At 70.7% G+C, this 17917-nt stretch carries 19 protein-coding genes and 4 tRNA genes; 14 read left to right on the top strand and 9 right to left on the bottom strand.

Annotated elements, in window-relative coordinates:
* The first annotated feature begins 9 nt into the window (after nt 1–9).
* A complete protein-coding gene (locus AB0C28_RS30840; RefSeq protein WP_358079430.1) occupies nt 10–882 on the top strand; it encodes an aldo/keto reductase in 873 nt (290 codons plus the stop codon).
* On the opposite strand, the gene AB0C28_RS30835 is transcribed toward AB0C28_RS30840, so the two are convergent.
* A complete protein-coding gene (locus AB0C28_RS30835; protein WP_358079428.1) occupies nt 866–2770 on the bottom strand; it encodes an alpha/beta fold hydrolase in 1905 nt (634 codons plus the stop codon). The two genes, AB0C28_RS30840 and AB0C28_RS30835, sit on opposite strands and share 17 nt — an antisense overlap.
* 147 nt (nt 2771–2917) lie before the next feature.
* On the opposite strand from AB0C28_RS30835, the gene AB0C28_RS30830 reads away from it, so the two are divergent.
* The 9 genes from AB0C28_RS30830 (at nt 2918) to AB0C28_RS30790 (ending at nt 8600) form a co-directional block, all read left to right on the top strand.
* A complete protein-coding gene (locus AB0C28_RS30830) occupies nt 2918–3322 on the top strand; it encodes a GntR family transcriptional regulator (protein ID WP_358079426.1) in 405 nt (134 codons plus the stop codon).
* Complete coding sequence (locus AB0C28_RS30825) at nt 3319–3678, top strand: hypothetical protein (RefSeq protein ID WP_358079424.1); 360 nt, start codon at nt 3319–3321, stop codon at nt 3676–3678. Before AB0C28_RS30830 ends, AB0C28_RS30825 begins: the two co-directional genes overlap by 4 nt.
* Nucleotides 3679–3729: 51 nt before the next feature.
* Nucleotides 3730–3876, top strand: coding sequence for a hypothetical protein (locus tag AB0C28_RS30820; protein WP_357861044.1), 147 nt, complete (start codon nt 3730–3732; stop codon nt 3874–3876).
* A 94-nt stretch (nt 3877–3970) separates the two neighbouring features.
* Nucleotides 3971–4396, top strand: coding sequence for a helix-turn-helix domain-containing protein (locus AB0C28_RS30815; protein WP_358079422.1), 426 nt, complete (start codon nt 3971–3973; stop codon nt 4394–4396).
* 233 nt (nt 4397–4629) lie between these two features.
* The gene (locus AB0C28_RS30810; protein ID WP_357861049.1) at nt 4630–5193 is read left to right on the top strand and encodes an NAD(P)H-dependent oxidoreductase; all 564 of its coding nucleotides are present in this window, start codon (nt 4630–4632) and stop codon (nt 5191–5193) included.
* Between the two features lie 72 nt (nt 5194–5265).
* On the top strand, nt 5266–6321 hold the full coding sequence (locus tag AB0C28_RS30805) for an LLM class flavin-dependent oxidoreductase (protein WP_358079420.1): 1056 nt from the start codon (nt 5266–5268) through the stop codon (nt 6319–6321).
* Nucleotides 6318–7154 (top strand): NAD(P)-binding domain-containing protein, encoded by an 837-nt coding sequence (locus AB0C28_RS30800; RefSeq protein WP_358079419.1) that lies wholly within the window; start codon nt 6318–6320, stop codon nt 7152–7154. Before AB0C28_RS30805 ends, AB0C28_RS30800 begins: the two co-directional genes overlap by 4 nt.
* Before the next feature lie 42 nt (nt 7155–7196).
* On the top strand, nt 7197–7892 hold the full coding sequence (locus AB0C28_RS30795; protein WP_358079417.1) for an SDR family oxidoreductase: 696 nt from the start codon (nt 7197–7199) through the stop codon (nt 7890–7892).
* Between the two features lie 96 nt (nt 7893–7988).
* Entirely contained in the window at nt 7989–8600 is a 612-nt protein-coding gene (locus AB0C28_RS30790) for a VOC family protein (RefSeq protein WP_358079415.1), read from the top strand.
* Between the two features lie 42 nt (nt 8601–8642).
* Here AB0C28_RS30790 and AB0C28_RS30785 read toward each other — a convergent pair whose 3' ends face one another.
* Entirely contained in the window at nt 8643–9245 is a 603-nt protein-coding gene (locus tag AB0C28_RS30785; protein ID WP_357861063.1) for a histidine phosphatase family protein, read from the bottom strand.
* A 15-nt stretch (nt 9246–9260) separates the two neighbouring features.
* A complete protein-coding gene (locus AB0C28_RS30780) occupies nt 9261–10412 on the bottom strand; it encodes a PEP/pyruvate-binding domain-containing protein (RefSeq protein WP_358079414.1) in 1152 nt (383 codons plus the stop codon).
* 59 nt (nt 10413–10471) lie between these two features.
* On the opposite strand from AB0C28_RS30780, the gene AB0C28_RS30775 reads away from it, so the two are divergent.
* Complete coding sequence (locus AB0C28_RS30775) at nt 10472–10867, top strand: DNA-binding protein (RefSeq protein WP_357861069.1); 396 nt, start codon at nt 10472–10474, stop codon at nt 10865–10867.
* Nucleotides 10864–11511: a transcriptional regulator gene (locus tag AB0C28_RS30770; RefSeq protein ID WP_358079412.1), complete on the top strand. Its 648-nt coding sequence runs from the start codon at nt 10864–10866 to the stop codon at nt 11509–11511. Before AB0C28_RS30775 ends, AB0C28_RS30770 begins: the two co-directional genes overlap by 4 nt.
* 15 nt (nt 11512–11526) lie before the next feature.
* On the opposite strand, the gene AB0C28_RS30765 is transcribed toward AB0C28_RS30770, so the two are convergent.
* From AB0C28_RS30765 to AB0C28_RS30750, 4 genes are all read right to left on the bottom strand, one after another.
* Nucleotides 11527–11602 (bottom strand) — tRNA-Arg (locus AB0C28_RS30765).
* Between the two features lie 4 nt (nt 11603–11606).
* Nucleotides 11607–11679: transfer RNA gene (locus AB0C28_RS30760), tRNA-Glu, on the bottom strand.
* Between the two features lie 22 nt (nt 11680–11701).
* Nucleotides 11702–11774 (bottom strand) — tRNA-Leu (locus tag AB0C28_RS30755).
* A gap of 9 nt (nt 11775–11783) precedes the next feature.
* Nucleotides 11784–11854: transfer RNA gene (locus AB0C28_RS30750), tRNA-Ala, on the bottom strand.
* Between the two features lie 405 nt (nt 11855–12259).
* Between AB0C28_RS30750 and AB0C28_RS30745 the strand changes: the two genes are divergently transcribed.
* Nucleotides 12260–13453, top strand: coding sequence for a serine hydrolase domain-containing protein (locus AB0C28_RS30745; protein ID WP_358079410.1), 1194 nt, complete (start codon nt 12260–12262; stop codon nt 13451–13453).
* A gap of 271 nt (nt 13454–13724) precedes the next feature.
* Here the strand turns inward: AB0C28_RS30745 and AB0C28_RS30740 are convergent, their stop codons facing one another.
* Nucleotides 13725–14786, bottom strand: coding sequence for a HesA/MoeB/ThiF family protein (locus tag AB0C28_RS30740; protein WP_357861078.1), 1062 nt, complete (start codon nt 14784–14786; stop codon nt 13725–13727).
* Nucleotides 14787–14936: 150 nt separating this feature from the next.
* A complete protein-coding gene (locus AB0C28_RS30735; protein WP_358079409.1) occupies nt 14937–15803 on the bottom strand; it encodes an oxidoreductase in 867 nt (288 codons plus the stop codon).
* Nucleotides 15804–16338: 535 nt separating this feature from the next.
* Between AB0C28_RS30735 and AB0C28_RS30730 the strand changes: the two genes are divergently transcribed.
* Nucleotides 16339–17766: a serine hydrolase domain-containing protein gene (locus tag AB0C28_RS30730; RefSeq protein WP_358079407.1), complete on the top strand. Its 1428-nt coding sequence runs from the start codon at nt 16339–16341 to the stop codon at nt 17764–17766.
* The last annotated feature ends 151 nt before the right edge of the window (nt 17767–17917 follow it).

Below are 17917 nucleotides of genomic sequence, written 5' to 3'. Positions count from 1 at the left end.
GAAACCGTGATGACCACCGTACGAGCCGACGCATCCGGCCAATTCATGATCGAGGATGTCCTTCCCGTCACCAGGCTCGGCTACGGCACCATGCAGCTGACCGGGCCCGGCGTGTGGGGGCCTCCCGCCGACGAGGACGAAGCCGTACGGGTACTGCGCCGCGCGGCGGAGCTCGGCGTGACGCTCTTCGACACCGCCGACTCCTACGGCCCGCTGGTCGCCGAGCCGCTGCTCAAGCGTGCCCTCGCCCCGTACAACGAGAGCATCGTCATCGCCACCAAGGCCGGCCTCACCCGGCAGGGCCCCGACCAGTGGACGCCCGTCGGCAGGCCCGCCTACCTGCGCCAGCAGTGCGAGATGAGCCTGCGCGTCCTCGGCCTCGATCGGATCCCGCTGTTCCAGCTCCACCGCGTCGACCCGGAGGTGCCCATCGAGGACCAGGTCGGCGAGCTGAAGGCGCTCAAGGACGAGGGTAAGATCGCGCACATCGGCCTGTCGGAGGTCACCGTCGAGCAGATCGAGCAGGCCCGCGCCGTCGCCCCGATCGCCTCCGTACAGAACCTCTACAACCTGGCCAACCGGGCCGCGGAGAAGGTACTCGACCACTGCGAGCGCCACGGGATCGCGTTCATCCCGTGGTTCCCGCTGGCCACCGGCGGGCTGGTCAAGCCCGGCGGGCCGCTCGACGCGATCGCCTCACGGTTGTCGGCCACGCCGTCGCAGCTCGCGCTCGCGTGGCTGCTGCACCGCTCACCGGTGATGCTGCCGATCCCCGGCACCTCGTCGATCGAGCATCTGGAGCAGAACGTGGCCGCGGCCGGCCTCGACCTGACCGACGAGGACGTCGCCGAGCTGACCGCGGCGGTCAGCTCGTCGAAGTGACGCCGTCCCGCCCGAGCTCCTGCTCCCGGGCCTGACCGGCGACCCGGGAGATCTCCCGTGACACGAGCGCGGGATCCGCGAGATGCAGGTAGTGATCCGTGGTGGGCGCGACGACGTGCCGCCCCAGGGTCGAGAGCTTCGCGATCTGAGCGAGGTGCTCGGCGCTCTCGCGGTTGCCGCCGGCGCTGACGACCGTCAGGGGCAGGGAGCCCCATGATCCCGGTTCGCGCGGAAGGTCCTGGACGGTACGGGTGCTGATGTCGAATCCGCGCATCTCGGCCGCGGCGGCGGCCCAGGTGCCCGGGCCGAAGACGACAGGCACGTTGTCGCGGGTGAGACGCGGTTCCCGGGGGTCGATCATCCACGCTCCCGTACGCAGCAGCCCCGCGCCGGCGAGGAAGGACCACACGTTCGCCTGGACCGTCGCGGGGGTCGCGGGATTCGTGCCGCTCCGCTCGTCGGCGACGTCGAGCAGCACAAGCCCGGCCACGCCCCCGGGCCACCGGGCGCGGAGCAGCCGCAGGATGTGCCCGCCCCAGGAATGCCCCACGAACACGTACGGCCCGCGCTCCCCCGCGTTCCGCAGCACCGCCACGAGGTCGGCCGCCTCGGCGGAGACGTCCCGCACGCCCGGTCCGGGCCGGCTCCAGGCATAGCCCGCCCGGTCGTAGGCGCAGGAACGCTGCCCGGAGTCGGCCGTTCGCCGCTGGAGATCGTCCCAGGTCGTGGACGAGTCACCCCATCCCGCTTCGAAGACGACCGTCGGCCGCCCGCTGCCCAGGCAGCGCAGGTGCAGCTGGTGCGTGCCGACGCCGACGAGGCGGCCCGGCGCGGGGAAGCGCCGGGCGTCCGTCGGCGCGAGTGAGTTCTCGACGGACGCTCCGGCCAGCGCGGCCACGGCGGCGAGCGCGAGGACCGCGGTGAGGATCCGCCGCCGAGGCTTCCGCGAACCGCTGTCGTCCAGCAGCCGGAACGCGCCCGTCACGACGAGGGCGGCGATGGTGGCGAGCATGACCAGCCAGCCGGGCCAGCCGCTGAGCCCGATGGTCCAGGGGTTGCTCAACGCCCGCTGGTCGTCGGCGGCGAACACGACGTTCACGAAGCCCGTGATCAGCGTGTTGTTGGTCGCGTGCGCGATCACGCCAGGCCAGATCAGCCCGGAGGCCAGGCGCAGCCAGCCGAGCAGGACGCCGTAGAACATCACGGTCACCAGGAACGGGATCAGCCCGGCGTTCGCGTTCGTGCCGACGTATCCCGGCAGGTGCCACAACCCCCAGATCAGGCCGCTGAGCAGCAGCGCCGGCCACAGGCCGAGCGGGCGGAGCCGGGGCAGCAGAAAGCCGCGCCAGGCCCATTCCTCGCAGAACGCCAGCGGCAGCAGCAGGAGGAACAGCCCGAAACCGGTCCCGAGCGCGGACAGGATCACCCCGACGGGCGCACCGGTCTCGCCGGCGGTGTCCGGCGCGTACATGCCGCGCAGCCCGGAGAAGTTCTCCAGGTCGAGCGGGTACACGCCGGCCAGAGCGCCGATCGCGATCGCGAGGAACGCGAGGACGAGCGGGGCCACCAGGCCGATCACGCAGTAGCGGACGAGCCGCCGCGCCGGACGCAGCGGAGTCAGCGCGGTGTCGCGCGGGATGTCGCCCGGCCGCCCAGCCCACCGCCCGGCCCAGCGAACGGCCCAGCGAACGGCCACGAACGTGGCCAGGCCGGCCGCGAGCATGCCGCCCGCCGCGACCACGTCGATGCCGGTGAGCAGGCGCAGCAGCCAGAGCAGCCACGGGACGCCGAAGGCGAGGAGCAGGAAGACCGTCAGCTCGCGCCGGCGAAGGCTGGCGCGGCCGTCTCGCGCGCTGACGACGGGAGGATCGGAGACTTTCGAACGCATGGAGCTGGTCCTTTCCTGGCGGGGATGCCGAACGTGGCGCGTGCCCGCGGACGCCGGGACCTCGACGCACGTCCGCGGGATCAGGGACGCGGAAAGCGCCGCCTTCTCTATCTGTTATAGTTCATCTATATCAGATAGACTGCAAGTGTGCTTCTGACGATCGACCTCGACGGCGAGGTGCCGATTTACCAGCAGATCCGCGATCGGGTGGTCGAGGCCATCGCCGACGGTGATCTGGTGGAGGGATCGGCGCTGCCCTCCACCCGGCAGCTGGCCGCCGACCTGGCGATCAACTTCCACACCGTGAACAAGGCGTATGACCTGCTGCGCCAGCAGGGGGTCATCCGGATCAACCGCAAGAGCGGAGCGGTGGTGCGCCGCGACCCCGCCTCGGGCCCCGCGGAGGCCGGCTTCGCCGAGGAGTGGCAGGCGCGGCTGCGCACGCTGCTCGCCGAGGCCACGGTGCACGGCCTCGGCGAGCAGGAGACGTTGCGTCAGTGCGGCGAGGTGCTCGACTCGTTCGGAACCAGGAAAGGAAGAACCCCGACATGATCATGATCGCTCTGGCGTGCCTGTCCCTGGTCGCGCTGCTCACGGCCGCCGCGCTGCTGCGTGCCAGGCCCGAGCTGGACGCCGCCGGCCCGGCCGGCTCGGCCCGCCGTTACCGCGTCTACCTGAGCGGCCTGACCAGGCTGCTCCTGATCGGAGTGGTCTGCGCTGACCTGACCCTGCTGCTCGCCCTGCAGCTGTGGGAGATCGTGCCGTCCAGCGTGCGGGTGACCACCCTCACCTGGCTGCCCCTGACCGTCGCGGGGGGCGCGTTCCTGTTCTTCGGGATCCGGGTCGGCGAGGCCGGCCACCGGCTGCCGCCGGAGCCGGGCGAGGAGCAGGAGTCCGGCTTCGTGTAACGCGACGACGACCGCTACTGGCGCCTCGCCGGGACGATCTACGCCAATCGGATGGATCCGGCGATCCTCGTCCATGCGCGCCTGGGCGGCCGCTGGACCCTCAACCTCGGCAACCCCGCCACGTGGGCGGTCCTGGCCGGGGTGGCCGTGCCGGTGCTGCTGGCCCTGCTCCACGTGATCGATGTTCCCGCCACCTGAGGAATGTCGCTTTCCGTGACTGATGTACCCTTCGACGGCCGGTAACAGCAACGTGACCTGGTCACTTACGCGTGACAACGGAGACGGGGGACCCATGTCGCACCAGAGCGAAGCGGACAGGGTGCTGCGCTCGCGGGGCCGGATGTGCCTCGACCACGACCCCGACGTCCTCCGGTCGGTCCTCGACCGGGTCGCCGACCGGTGGAGCCTGATCCTCATCGGGCTGCTCGACGACAAGCCGATGCGCTTCACCGAACTGCTGCGCACCGCGCCCGGCATCTCCCGCCGCATGTTGTCGCTGACGCTGCGCAGCCTCGAACGCGACGGGCTGGTCAGGCGCGTGGCCTATCCGGAGATCCCGCCCCGGGTCGAGTACGAGGTCACGCCGTTCGGACGCAGCCTGTCCGACCCCGTGCTGGCGCTCGCCCAATGGACGGCCGAGAACCAGAGCACCATCCGCGCCAACCGCCACGCCTTCGACCGGGCCACCGGCGGCGAGGACGACGAGGGCACGGACTGAGCCCCTCCCGCTGAGGCGGTTCACTCCATGTGACCGCGGTTCAGTTGAAGTTACCGATCAGCGGCCTGTAGTCAGTACTGCGAGGCCATCGGCACCCGGCGCCCGTTCGAAACGGCGCCCCGTGCCCGCGTGCCTCGTCCCGTGACGCTTTTCCGCTCGCCCCCTGTCCCGGGGCTTCTTCGGCGTGCCCGCACACGGGCCGCCGCATATCGGAATCTTCGAAAGGACCCGCGATGACCCGCATCGGCATCATCCTCGGCAGCACCCGTCCAGGACGCAACGGGGAGCAGGTGGCGCACTGGGTGCTGGAGCACGCCTCCCGGCGCTCGGACGCCGTCTTCGAGCTCGTCGACCTGCTGGACTACCCGCTGCCGCACCTGGACGAGCCCATGCCCCCGGCCTACGGCCAGTACCGCAACGAGCACACCAAGGCGTGGTCGGCCAAGATCGGCTCCTTCGACGGCTTCGTCATGGTGACGCCCGAGTACAACCACTCCACCTCCGGCGTGCTGAAGAACGCGATCGACTACCTGAACGCCGAATGGAACAACAAGGCGTTCGGCATCGTCTCCTACGGCAGCGTCGGCGGCGCCCGGGCGGCGGAGCACCTGCGGCTGATCGGCGGCGAGCTCAAGCTCGCGGACGTGCGCACCAACGTGACGCTGTCGCTGTTCACCGACTTCGAGGGCTTCAGCAAGCTCGCGGCCGGCGAGCACCAGATCGCGGCCCTGACGACGATGCTGGACGAGGTGCTGGCCTGGAGCCGCGCCCTGGCCCCGCTGCGCCAGGCCGCCTGATCCCCGTGCCCGGCCGGGGCCGTCGCGCGCCCCGGCCGGCGCCGATCGTCTCGCCACACCACAGGAGGAACCGTGCGCGAATCCGTACCTTTCGAGCTGGGGCTCAACTCGTTCGGCGAGATCGCCACCGACGGCGGGCGCGAGCTCGGCGACGCCGAGACCCTGCGCCTGCTCGTCGAGGAGGCCCGGCTGGCCGACCAGGCGGGGCTGGACGTCTTCAGCGTCGGTGAGCACTACCGGGAGGGTCACAACGACTCCGCCGCGCCGGTGCTGCTGGCCGCGATGGCCACCGCCACACGCCGCATCAGGCTCGGCACGTCGGTGACCGTGCTCAGCACGAACGATCCCGTCCGGCTCTACCACGAGTTCTCCACCCTCGACGCGGTGTCCGGCGGCCGTGCCCAGATCGTGCTCGGCCGCGCCTCGGCGACGGAGTCGTTCGCGCTGTTCGGCCACGACCTGGCCGACTACGAGCGGTTGTTCGAGGAGAAGCTCGACCTGTTCCTGCGGCTCGAACGCGAGGAGCGGGTCACCTGGTCGGGCACCGTCAGGCCGCCGCTCACCGGGCACCGGCCGCACCCGCGCATGCGGCCCGGCGGCATCCCGACCTGGATCGGCGTGGGCGGCACGCCGGACTCCGTGGTGCGCGCCGCCCGGCACGGCCTGCCGCTCATGATGGCCATCATCGGCGGGCAGCCCCGGCGTTTCGCCCGCAACGTCGACCTCTACCTCCAGGCGCTCGACCGCTTCGGCCATCCCGAGCTGCCGATCGGCCAGCACTCGCTGGGCCTGGTGGCCGACACCGACGAGGAGGCGATCGAGACCTGGTGGACGTACTGGCAGCCGGTCGTCGCGGCGCTGGCGGCCGAGCGCGGCTTCTACGCGCCCGATCGGCGGCGCTACGAGGCCGAGCTGGAGCACGGCGCGCTCTTCGTCGGCTCGCCGGAGACGGTCGCCCGCAAGATCGTCCGGGTGGCTCGCGAGCTGCGGCTGAGCCGTTTCGATCTCAAGTACGACATCATGCGGCTGCCGCGTGACGCCCGCGCCCGCACGATCGAGCTGCTCGGCCGCGAGGTCGCGCCGCGGGTACGGGAACTTCTCGCCGCCCCGGAGCAGGTGGCCCGATGAGAGACGAGCTTCGAAGCGGCGACCCGGGCGGCTCGCTGAGCGACCCCGTCTCCGCGCCGCACATGGAACCCGGCGGCACGCGCACCATACGCACCGCCATGAGCACCACCGTCGGCACTGTCGGCATCCTCGGTGCCGGCAAGGTCGGGACCGTGCTGGCCCGCCTCGCTGTCGCAGCCGGCTACCGCGTCCTGATCGCCGGCTCCGGCGAGGCGGCGCGGATCTCGCTCATCGTCGAGGTCGTCACCCCCGGCGCGGAGGCGGTGACGGCGGCGCGGGCCGCCGCCGAGGCGGACGTCGTGCTGCTCGCTCTGCCTCTCGGCCGGCATCGCGAGGTGCCCGCCGAGGCACTGCGGGGCAAGCTGGTGATCGACGCGATGAACTACTGGTGGGAGATCGACGGGGTGCGCGAGGACCTCACCGACCCGCGTACGTCCTCCAGCGAGATCGTCCAGGCGTTCCTGTCGGGAGCCCGGGTGGTGAAGGCGTTCAACCACATGGGTTACCACGACCTCGAAGCGGGCGCCCGGCCCGCCGGCGCCCCCGGGCGTGCCGCGATCGCCGTCGCCGGCGACGATCCGGCGGACGTCGCGGTCGTCGCCGCCCTCGTGGACGCGCTCGGTTTCGACCCGGTGCCCGCCGGGCCGCTCGCCGAGGGCATCCGCCTGGAGCCGGGCACGGAGCCGTTCGGCGCGAACGTCACCGCCCCTGAGCTGCGCGCCATGCTCGACCGCTTCCCGGCGTCGCCGCGCGGACGTGAGGTACTTCACGCCAGGCGAGGGGAAGGTCCCCGAGGTGGGGAGACGTTCACCTCGGGGACGGCTGAGTTGTGATTCTCAACTCAGCCGAATGACGCGGGAGCACGGAGAACAACCATGGACATCAACGGATCGGTCGCCCTCGTGACGGGCGCGAATCGCGGGATCGGCCGCGCGCTGGCCCGTGCGCTCGTCGAGCACGGCGCGGCGAAGGTCTACGCCGGCGTCCGCGACCCGGCGAACGTGTCGGACGCCGACCTCGTTCCGCTGCGCCTGGACGTCACCGACGAGGAGAGCGTCGCGGCGGCCGCGGCCGCCGCGGGCGACGTCACCATCGTGATCAACAACGCGGGCGTCGGCGGCGTGGGCACCGGGCTGCTGGAGGGCTCCTTCGACGGCGCCCGTCAGGCGATGGAGGTCAACTACTTCGGCACCTGGGCCGTCTCGCGGGCGTTCGCGCCCATCCTGGCCCGCAACGGCGGCGGAGCCCTGGTCAACGTGCTGTCGGTGGCCTCCTGGGGCGGTCGGCCGGACTTCCCCGGGTACGCGGCGTCGAAGGCCGCGCAGTGGTCGCTGACCGACTCGCTGCGCCAGGCGCTGCACGCGCAGGGAACGCTCGTGCTCGGGGTGCACGTGGGGTTCGTCGACACCGACCTCAGCGCCTGGGTCGACGCCCCGAAGATCGGCGCCGACGCCCTGGCCGAGCAGGTCATGGACGCCCTCCTCGCCGATCAGTACGAACTGCTGGCCGATGAGAAGACCCGCAAGGCCAAGGCCGCGCTGTCGCAGCCGGCCGGACCGCCTTCCGCCTGAGGTGTCACTGATGACCAGGAGTTTTCCCGAAGCGGCCCGGGGCAGGCGACACGTCGGGCCGACCTACGAGCAAGCGCGGGGGCGCACGTCATGGACATGAAACTCGAAGTCGTCGTGGTGCCCGTCGCGGACGTCGACCGGGCCAAGGACTTCTACACCGGGCTGGGCTGGCGGCTGGACGCCGACGTCAGCACGGGCCCGGACTTCCGGGTCGTGCAGGTCACCCCGCCCGGCTCGCCGGCCTCGGTCATCTTCGGCACGTCCGTCACGTCCCAGGCGCCGGGCTCGGCTCAGGGCCTGCACCTGATCGTGGACGACATCGCGGCCGCGTACGACGAGCTCAAGCGACTCGGCGCCGCGCCGAGCAAGGTCTTCCACGACGCCGGGGGCGTCTTCCACCACGGGGGCGACGACGCCCGGATCCCCGGCCCGGCTCCGGAGCGCGGCAGCTACGGCTCGTTCCTGTCGTTCAGCGATCCGGACGGCAACGGCTGGGTGCTGCAGGAGGTGACCACCCGGCTCCCGGGCCGGCTGGACCCGTCGGCCACCACGTTCGCCTCGACCGCGGATCTGGCCGCCGCCCTGCGCCGCGCCGCCGCCGCACACGGCGAGCACGAGGCCCGCATCGGCGCCGAGGACCCGGACTGGCCGGACTGGTACGCCGACTACCTGGTACGCGAGCAGGCCGGAACCGGCCTGCCGTCGTGACCACCGATCGCCGGCGTCGGGGGCGCCAGGCGAATGTCGGATTCAGGGGCGCGGGGCCTGCGGGAAGCCCGTCCAGCGGAGTTCGGGGCGGAGATGACTCATGTCGTTGAACATGCCGATGCTCGGGGGCGCGCCCGGCCGGTAGTGAATGCCGGTGAGGGCGGCGTTGGCACTGCTGAGTCCGAGCCAGCGTACGGATGGCGCGTCAAGGGCATCGCGGATGAGCCACGCGATCGGATAGGCGTGGGTGATGAGGACTTCGTGCACATCGCTTTCCGACTCAGGCGCGTGCGCGAATCGAGCGGTGAGGCTCCGGGCGATCTCCTGGCCCGCCGCCGCGTCCTCCGCGGAATAGCCGTCGAAGAACGACCTCCATGACGGCGGGATCTCCTCCCTTTCCGGAACGTAGGGCACGTGGTCGATGAGTTCGGCGGCCTCCGCGACAGAGGTGATTCCTCTGAGGAACAGGCCGATTTCACGGGCTGTATCGGCGGCTCGTGGCAGCGGGGAGTGCCACACGGCCCCGATGGGAAGATGGGCGAGACGCTTTCCCAGCGACCGGGCTTGTTCGCGGCCGGTGTCGGTGAGATTGCCGAATGCGTCGGCGTGACCGTGCCGGGCGAGGTAGAGATATCGGGTCGCCATGAACGCCTGGTCCTTTCACAGGAGGGTGATGGTTCCCGCGGTTCCGTCGAGGGCGATCCGGTGGCCGTTCTCCATCCGATTCAGCGCGCCGGCTACGCCGAGCACGGCCGGGATGCCGTATTCGCGGGCGACGATCGCGGCGTGCGACAGCGCACCGCCGGTTTCGGTGACGACCCCCGCGGCGATCCTGAACAACGGCGTCCAGGCCGGATCCGTGTACGGACACACCACGATTTCGCCGGGCCGCACGGCTTTGAAGTCCGAAGGGCCACGAACGATTCGCGCGGCCCCGATGACCATTCCGTGTGATCCCGGCGTTCCCGTCAGCGCACGTTCATCGGCAGGAGAGTGGAGCGCGGGAAGTGCTGCGGTGACCGGGCGCGCTTGCAGCACCCATACGACACCGCCCGCGACCGCCCATTCGATATCCTGCGGGCCGCCCTGAATCTCCGCGATCCGACGTCCGAGCTCCGCCAATATCACCGTCGTGTCGCCGTCCAGCGCTCGCGCCGGCTGCCGCTCATCCGTAACGGCACTTTCGACAACACCACCGCGCACAGGGTCGAGATCGATACGGATTCTTTTGCTGCCGACCGTGCAGCGGACGGACCCATCCGCCGTGACCTCATACGCGTCAGGGGTGACCATTCCGCCCACGACGGTAAGCCCAAGACCCCAGGCCGCTTCGATCCGAGTGGAGTCACCTGGCCGCTGAGGCGTGAACATGACCCCTGATATCTCAGCCTCGATCACGCGCTGCACCAGAACGCCCATGCCAGAAAACGACGGCGCGGAGCCGACCGCTGCCCGACCCCAATAGTCATTCACCCTCGCGGCATTCGCCGACGCCCAGCAGGCGGTTATCGCTTCGCATACGTTCGCCGTTCCGCGAGCGCCGATGACGCTCTCGTACTGACCTGCCGCCGACGCCTCCGCCGTGTCCTCGTTCATGGCCGAGGACCGCACGGCCACCACGGGATCACCCAGCCGCCCAAGCTCCCGCGCGACCGCGCCGCGAAGCAGCTCGGGGACCTCCGGGCCGCGCTCGCCGTCATGCGGAACGACGAACCCATCAGGCACCGGCAGCCCCTCGCGCAGCAGCACGCCCAGCGTCGCCGCCTTCCCTCCACAGCCCGCGCGCGTCGCGTCGGCGAGTGCCGTCAGCATCGCATCCTCCATCAACATAAGATTGACAACATTATGTTGATGCTAACAGGATGGGGCGCATGGAACGCAAGCACGACCTCGACCGCGCCGGCCGCGCCGACCACGCGCAGGCGCAACGGGAACGCGACGCCCGGGAGCGCATCCTGGCCATCGGCGCGGATCACCTCGAACCACGCCCATGGCGCCCCGCACCGGCGCCGCCCACCGCAACCGACCTGACGCAGTACGCACTCTGGCGCGCCGCGGACCTCGGCCCCGACGAGTTGCTGAGCGCACTCGCGCTGATCCCGGCGGCACGGGCCGAGATCGAGGGCGTGGAAACCGGGCTGCTCTTCGTCGCCCGCAGCGCGGGATTGACGTGGGCGCAGATCGCGGACGCCATGGGTTTCAATTCTCCGCAGGCGTGCCAGCAGTACGTGAACCGTCTCACCGCCCGGCAGGACAAACGAGCATGAGCAACCAGTCAGCGCCGGAACTGCTCGTCCTGCACGCGGTACGACTCATCGGCTATGCGGACACCGACGCGGTCGCCGCACGCGCCGGCACAGATTCCGGCGAAGCGCTGCGCCTTCTGCACGAGGCCGAGCGTGCGGGCTGGGTGCAGCACCTCGCCTTCGCCGACCTCGGCGGCTGGTCACTGACCGACGCGGGAAAAACCGAGAACGAACGTCAGCTCGCGGCCGAGCGCAAGCACGCCGACCCCGAAAACACGATCGCAGCCGTCTACCGCGCCTTTCTCCCACTCAACGCCCGGCTGGTACGCGCCGTCACCGACTGGCAGATCAGACCGACCGACACCGACCAGTTCGCACCCAACGATCACAGCGACCGTTCATGGGACAGCCGAATCCTCGACGAGCTGACAACACTCGGCGCCGAACTCGCCCCTCTGGCCGATCGCCTTTCCGGCGTGCTCCCCCGATTCGACGGATACACCGATCGCTATGTGGCGGCGCTGAGCCGGGCCATACGCGGCGAGCACAGCTGGATCGACACGACCGACGTGGACTCGTGCCACCGGGTCTGGTTCCAGCTCCACGAAGACCTCATCGCCACCCTCGGCGTCGATCGGTACGCGGAGAAACCCGGCGACTTCTGAACAGCCGACGATGAGTGGCCCCAGCAGGACTCGAACCTGCAACAGACCCGGCTTCGTAGGCCGGCGCTCTATCCCATTGAGCTATAAGGCCGCAGTACCCCGTACCGGACTCGAACCGGCGATTTCCCGGGTGAAAGCCGGGCGTCCTGACCGCTGGACCAACGGGGCAAGCCTCCGTGACGGAGGTTCGTACGTCCGGCGGGATTCGAACCCGCACCGTCCGGTTCCTTAAACCGGTGCCTCTGCCATTGGGCCACGGACGCTTTGAAACGTGGACCGACGGGATCTCGAAACCCGAACTCCTGCTTGCAAGGCAGGTGTGATGCCTTTTCACCATCAGCCCTTGGTGTTCCGCTGTGCAATTGTGCAGCCGCGAGGTGCGGGTAAAAGGAAAGGCCGCCTGGTGTGTCACCTGGCGGCCTCCGGAGGAATCCTCTGCGGGGATTATCCGGGGGCCCGCCTGGCCGGCGCGCAGCCGAGCGCCGCGCGACGCCGGCAACGGCGTCGTTCGCGCTCGTACTCGATGGCTGCGATCAGCATGACTGGCCTTTCCTGACGTGTTCCGATGGATAAGACGTTAATGGCCGGCGCGTCGGCCGCGCCACTTATTAAGTCAGCCCGGAGTCGTACGAGGGTGCGACCGCGGTCGCAGGCGGAGATCGTCACCTGTGCGGAGGGAAACGGCCGCACGCGTCGCCAGGATGGAGATCGTTCCCACGACCCCTACCAGGAAGAAGCACGTCACCCCATGAACGGTAAACGCGCGGCCCTCGCCGCGCTCGTCGCCGCCGGCCTGCTGTCCGCCCAAGCCCCTGCCCCCGCCTCCGCCCAAGCCCCGGCATCTGCTCGGTCCTCGCACGAAGAGCCCGCCGGGCTGCGGCAGGCGCTCGACGCGACCGTGGCCGCCGGCGCCCCCGGCGTGCTGGCCAGGATCGACGACGAGCGCGGCACCTGGATCGGCACCAGCGGCACCGCCGACCTGAGCACCCGCGCGCCGATGCCGCGCGAGGCGCGCTTCCGTGTCGCCAGCGTCACCAAGAGCATGGTCGCCACCGTCGTGCTGCAACTCGTCCAGGAGGGCCGGCTGAGCCTGGACGAGCGCATCGGCGAGCGGCTGCCCGGCCGGATCGACGACGGCGACCTGATCACCGTACGGCAACTGCTCAACCACACCGGCGGCCTGGCCACCTACGACAAGGCGCCCGAGTTCACCGACCCCGAGCGGTACGGCCGCCGGACCTACACCCCGCAGCGGCTCATCGACGAGGCCGAACGGCTCCCCCAGCCGGAACGGGGCCGCTTCTCCTACTCCAACACCGGCTACATCCTGCTCGGACTGCTGGTGGAGAAGGTGACCGGCCACCGGCTGAGCGCCGAACTCGACCGCAGGATCTTCCGCCCGTCCGGCATGACGCGCTCCTACCTGCCCGGGACCGAGCCGGGCATCCGCGGCCCGCACGCCACCGGCTACTACCTGCCCGCGGGCGACGAGCCCGGCGCGCTGCGGTCCATCACCCGGCTGAACCCGTCGTTCGCCTGGGCCGCGTACGGGGTGGTGTCCGACGCCCGCGACCTGAACCGCTTCTACCGGGCGCTGTTCGGCGGCCGGCTCGTCAGCCCGGCCCTGCTGCAGCAGATGCGTACCGGCGTCGGCACACCCCAGGCCCCGATCTTCCCCCGGTACGGGCTCGGCCTGGAGTCGGTGGGGCTCACCTGCGGCGAGCTGTGGGGCGCGACCGGCGCGATTCCCGGCTACCTGACCTTCAGCTTCGCCGACGCCGTCGGCGAGCGCCGGATGACGGTGTCGGTCAACGTACACCGCGCCGATCCCGGGATCGCGCCCATGCTGCTGGGCGTCCTCGACGCGCTCAACCGCTATTTCTGCGCGGAACCGTACGAGCCGCCGGGCAAGACCGCCGGGACTTCCCTGCCTGGGCGATGAACGGAGGCGGAGACGGCAGGGACCGCGCCGGGGGTGGGACCGACCGCGTCTCGGGCGGGCCCGCCGTCTCCCTCGCTCACCTCCGGGCGGTCAGTTGGAGACGCCGTGGCTGGGCGCCGCGGCGGCTCCTGACTTGCCCAGCCTGCGCACGACGATCTTCCTCGGGTTCCGCTCCTGCTGGTCCTGCCGGACTGGGATGTTGCTCATCGCACTCCTCACCGATCGAGGTCGGGAACGGCAACCGCGAGAGTATGATCTCCAGGCCTTCCGATCAAGAACAGATTTCACACCCGTCCCGTGAGGGGTGCCTGGCATACACGTGCCCGTCAGGATCCAGCAGCGTCACCCCGTGGAAATAGCCGGGCGGCACGCTCGACACGCCGGTCACCTGCGCGAGCACGTCGTACGCGACGAGCTGCCCGGACAGCCCGGCCGACGCGCCGGTGACGCCCGGCCAGGCGTACCCGCCGCCGGGCTGCGGCGCGATGCCGGCGCGCACGCACTCGAAGCAGGGCCCGCCGGGCCCGAAGACGCCCACGCTGACCAGCGGCCCGTGGTACCCGCCGCTCACCCACGGGATCCCGGCCGCGGCGCAGGCGCGGTTCGCCCAGGTCTGAATGCCGTACGGCTCGCGCGGCAGGTCGGCGCAGAGCGCCAGCACGTGGAAGCCGTCGATCAGCCGCGCCAGCGCCTCAGGACCGTCCACCGACGCCGTCTCCCCGGTGATCTCGATGTCGGAGTTGACCCGGCGCAGCCGGTCGAGCGCCACCTCCGCCTTGGGCCGGCCCAGGTCCGCCTCGGTGTAGAGGATCTGCCGGTTGAGGTTCGACAGCTCCACGACGTCGGGATCGACCAGGTGCAGGCGTCCGACACCCGCGGCGGCCAGCGACCACGCGGCGTGGCTGCCGGTCCCGCCGAGGCCGAGCACCACCACGCGGGCGGCCTTGAGCCGCAGTTGCGGCTCCCAGCCGTGGTCGCGCGGGGTGAGGTCCACCCAGCGGAAGTAGTCCCTGCTGCGGCTGTAGCGTTCCTTCTCCCGTTCGCTCAGCTGCTCGCAGACGGCCGGTCCCGCCTCCTCCACGTGGCCGGAGGCGAGCAGCGTCTCGACGATGTCGCCGGCGTCCTCCCCCGTCAGGACGGGGAAGGCGGCGCGCAGCCCGGCGGTGATGTCGGCGGGGGTACGGGTGCCGTCCATGAGCGTCAGCGCGGCCCACGCCCACCCGTCGGCATCGGTGATCTCGGAGGCGATGCCGTACAGGGCGCCGCCGAGCCTGATGGTGCCGTCGGCGAGGCGGTGGGGCGCGTGCTCGGGTTTGACGCGGGGAAGACGCATCCACCGATGGTCGGGACCCGCCCGACCGGCCGTCAAGACACCTGTCCGATCCCGGCCTCAGCGGCTGTCCGATCCGAGCCGGCAAGGCCATCTCCTCGCCGGCTCGACCAGCCGATCCGGTTCAGCGGGGTCGCCTCGCCACCGGATCAACTAGCCGATCCGGTCGAGCAGGGCCGTCTCTTCTTCGGACAGCCGCAGGTCCTTCGCGGCCACGTTCTCGGCCAGGTGGGCGGGGTCGCCGGTGCCAGGGATCGCCAGCACGTGCGGCCCCTGCCGCAGCGTCCAGGCGAGCCGGACCTGCGCGGGCGTCGCGCCGTGGGCGCGGGCGACGGCGAGCACGCTCTCGTGCTCCGGCGCGCCGACCCCCGCCTCGCGCCCGGCACCGGCGATGGCGAAGAACGGCACGAACGCCAGGCCCTGCTCACCGCAGATCCGCAACATCTCCCGCTCGCCGGCCGGTGCGCCGACACCGAAGGCGTTCTGCACGCACACCACCGGCGCGATGGCCTGCGCCTCGGCCAGCTGAGCCGGGGTGACGTTGGAGACGCCCAGGTGACGGATCAGACCGGCCTCGCGCAGAGCAGCCAGGGCGCCGAAGTGCTCGGCGATCGAGCCGTCCCGCCGGCTCCGCGGCACCCGCAGGTTGACGACGTCGAGGTGGTCGCGGCCGAGCCCGCGCAGGTTCTCCTCCACCTGCCCGCGCAGCTGCTCGGGCGTGGCCCAGTGCCAGGCCCCGGAGGCGTCCCGCGCCGGCCACACCTTCGTGGCGATGACCAGATTGTCCGGGTACGGGGCGAGCGCCTGCCTGATCAGCTCGTTGGCGGACAGACTCGGCGAGAAGTAGAAGGCGGCGGTGTCGACGTGGTCGACCCCGAGCTCGATCGCGCGCCGCAGCACCGCGATCGAACGGTCGCGGTCCCCCGGCGCGCCGGAGCCGAAGGCGACGCCGCCGGTCAGCCGCATCGCGCCGAACCCGATCCGGTTGACGGCGAGGTCGCCGAGCTTCCAGGTGTGCATGATCGATCCTTAGAGCGAGGTGGAAGAGGAGTGGCCACGGCGATCGGGTCGTAGGACTGGATCCGGGCACAAAAAAAGCCTCTCCGGCGGACGCGGGTCCAAGCCGAAGAGGCTCAACTGATGCGATCATCATAGCAGGCCGTTCAGAGCCCGCGAGACGAAGGTCGCAGCTCAGTGAAGGTCTCAGTTCAGCAGCATGATCACGCCGGCGAGAAGCATCGCGGCGACGAGCACGGCCACCACGACCAGAGCTTTCGTCCCCAGCCGGCGGCGGATGAACTTCGGGTTGTGCGCCATCGTTTCCTCCATGGTCGGGATGGGTGCCGGATCGCCAGGCAGGCGACGCCGATCACCCGTCACCCGACACAGTCGGGTGAGAGGACGGGAAGGTTCACGGACGCCCGAGTGGCACTGGCGATCAGCTGCTCCACCTCGGGCAGCCCCGTTCGCCGGAGCAGACAAGGCTGACCGCGCTTCCCGAGCACAGTCGGAAACTCGATCGTGCGGATCGGGGCGGATTCGTTAGGGTGCCCGGGTGTCCTCTCAGCACACCCTCCTGCCGCGTTCAGCACCGGCCGCCGCGAGAATGTCGTCCCGTTCGATCAGCGCCCTGCTGGACCGGCTCGAAGCACAGGCCGTCGAGTGCCACTCCCTCATGATCGTGCACCAGGGTCACGTCGTAGCCGAGGGCTGGTGGGCGCCGTACTCGGCTGAACGCCCGCACCTGCTCTACTCGCTGACCAAGTCCTTCACCTCTATCGCCGTCGGGCTCGCGATCGAGGACGGGCTGCTCTCACTCGACGACCGGGTGGTGGACGTCTTGCCCGAGCACGTTCCGGCCGACATCTCGGCGCAGGGACGCCGCCTCACCGTCCACCACCTGCTGTCCATGACGACCGGCCACCAGGCGGACAGCCTCGACGAGGCCTGGCGGCTGGAGCCGGGCGACCTGGTGAAGGGCTTTATGCGCGTACGTTTTCCCGAAACGGAGGGCACCCGGCACGCCTACGACAATCCGACCACCTTCGTCCTGGCCCGGATGGTGGAACGGGTCACCGGCCGCGGCCTGCCCGAACTGCTCGACGAGCGCCTCTTCCACCCGATGGGCGTCGAGCACGCCGAATGGGACCGGGTGGCGAGCGGCGCCGCCTTCGGATTCCACGGCCTGCACCTCACGACCGGGGCCGTCGCCGCCTTCGGTGAGCTGCTGCTGCGCGGAGGTCTCTGGAACGGCCGGCAGCTCGTCCCTCGCGCATGGGTGGAGCTCGCGACCAGCCGGCAGATCGGTTGCCGGCCGTTCGAGGACGGATCGAGCGACGCCGACTTCAGCTGCGGCTACGGCTACCAGTTCTGGATGGCGCGGCACGGCTACCACGGTCACGGTGCCTTCGGCCAGCAGTGTGTGGTGATCCCGTCGCACGATCTCGTGGTCGCCGTGACCGCCCAAGGAGACGCCCAAGCCGTGCTCGACGCCGTCTGGGAGTGCCTGCTGCCCGGCGTGGACCACCCGGACGACACCAAAGACGACGAGCTCCTCGCCGATCGACTGCGGCGACTGTCACTCGCGCCAGTGCCAGGCTCGGCCGCCCCGGGGCGTTCCACCAAGGCGAGACTGGACGCCTCCGCCGCGGACTCGGCTCTCCCCGACGGAACCGAGGTGATCGTCGATCCCGTGGACGGCGGCTGGCTCCTGCGCTTCGGGGCGCCCCTCGACGTCGAGGCCGGCCACGGCGAATGGCGGGAAAGCTCACCGCTCGGCCGTCCTGTCGTCGCGGCCGGCGCCTGGCAGGGCGACACGTTCGTCGCCGACCTTTACGTCATCACCACCCCGCACCGGGTCCGGCTGGTGGTCGACGCCGACTCGGGGACGGCGACGGCGACGTGGAGCACCGTGCCCCTGACCGGCCCCGATCTGACGCTGCATCTGCGATCGCCGCTCATGACCCGGCCCGACGTCGCGTAGGTGACGGCGGCGGCTGATAGTCCCGTACCGGGAAGGAGTCGAACAGCCGGACTCCCCGGGAAGGGTCTTCTGCCGGTCGGTGTCGCGATGGTGGTAGTCGAGCGGACGCTCGGTGCGGAACAGGAACAGCGCGCGGGCGTCGTCCAGATGC

Source organism: Nonomuraea sp. NPDC048892 (genome assembly GCF_040649735.1).
Lineage (GTDB): Bacteria > Actinomycetota > Actinomycetes > Streptosporangiales > Streptosporangiaceae > Nonomuraea > Nonomuraea maheshkhaliensis.
This window is presented reverse-complemented; position numbering and strand designations above follow the sequence as displayed.

Excerpts from the sequence above, each read along its gene's own strand:
- AB0C28_RS30820 (WP_357861044.1), top strand. The coding sequence starts at position 3,730 with ATGGATCCGGCGATCCTCGTCCATGCGCGCCTGGGCGGCCGCTGGACC.
- AB0C28_RS30785 (WP_357861063.1), bottom strand. The coding sequence starts at position 9,245 with ATGGCGACCCGATATCTCTACCTCGCCCGGCACGGTCACGCCGACGCA.
- AB0C28_RS30815 (WP_358079422.1), top strand. The coding sequence starts at position 3,971 with ATGTCGCACCAGAGCGAAGCGGACAGGGTGCTGCGCTCGCGGGGCCGG.
- AB0C28_RS30795 (WP_358079417.1), top strand. The coding sequence starts at position 7,197 with ATGGACATCAACGGATCGGTCGCCCTCGTGACGGGCGCGAATCGCGGG.
- AB0C28_RS30810 (WP_357861049.1), top strand. The coding sequence starts at position 4,630 with ATGACCCGCATCGGCATCATCCTCGGCAGCACCCGTCCAGGACGCAAC.
- AB0C28_RS30770 (WP_358079412.1), top strand. The coding sequence starts at position 10,864 with ATGAGCAACCAGTCAGCGCCGGAACTGCTCGTCCTGCACGCGGTACGA.
- AB0C28_RS30790 (WP_358079415.1), top strand. The coding sequence starts at position 7,989 with ATGAAACTCGAAGTCGTCGTGGTGCCCGTCGCGGACGTCGACCGGGCC.
- AB0C28_RS30835 (WP_358079428.1), bottom strand. The coding sequence starts at position 2,770 with ATGCGTTCGAAAGTCTCCGATCCTCCCGTCGTCAGCGCGCGAGACGGC.
- AB0C28_RS30740 (WP_357861078.1), bottom strand. The coding sequence starts at position 14,786 with ATGCGTCTTCCCCGCGTCAAACCCGAGCACGCGCCCCACCGCCTCGCC.
- AB0C28_RS30775 (WP_357861069.1), top strand. The coding sequence starts at position 10,472 with ATGGAACGCAAGCACGACCTCGACCGCGCCGGCCGCGCCGACCACGCG.
- AB0C28_RS30780 (WP_358079414.1), bottom strand. The coding sequence starts at position 10,412 with ATGCTGACGGCACTCGCCGACGCGACGCGCGCGGGCTGTGGAGGGAAG.
- AB0C28_RS30840 (WP_358079430.1), top strand. The coding sequence starts at position 10 with ATGACCACCGTACGAGCCGACGCATCCGGCCAATTCATGATCGAGGAT.
- AB0C28_RS30735 (WP_358079409.1), bottom strand. The coding sequence starts at position 15,803 with ATGCACACCTGGAAGCTCGGCGACCTCGCCGTCAACCGGATCGGGTTC.
- AB0C28_RS30825 (WP_358079424.1), top strand. The coding sequence starts at position 3,319 with ATGATCATGATCGCTCTGGCGTGCCTGTCCCTGGTCGCGCTGCTCACG.
- AB0C28_RS30745 (WP_358079410.1), top strand. The coding sequence starts at position 12,260 with ATGAACGGTAAACGCGCGGCCCTCGCCGCGCTCGTCGCCGCCGGCCTG.
- AB0C28_RS30800 (WP_358079419.1), top strand. The coding sequence starts at position 6,318 with ATGAGAGACGAGCTTCGAAGCGGCGACCCGGGCGGCTCGCTGAGCGAC.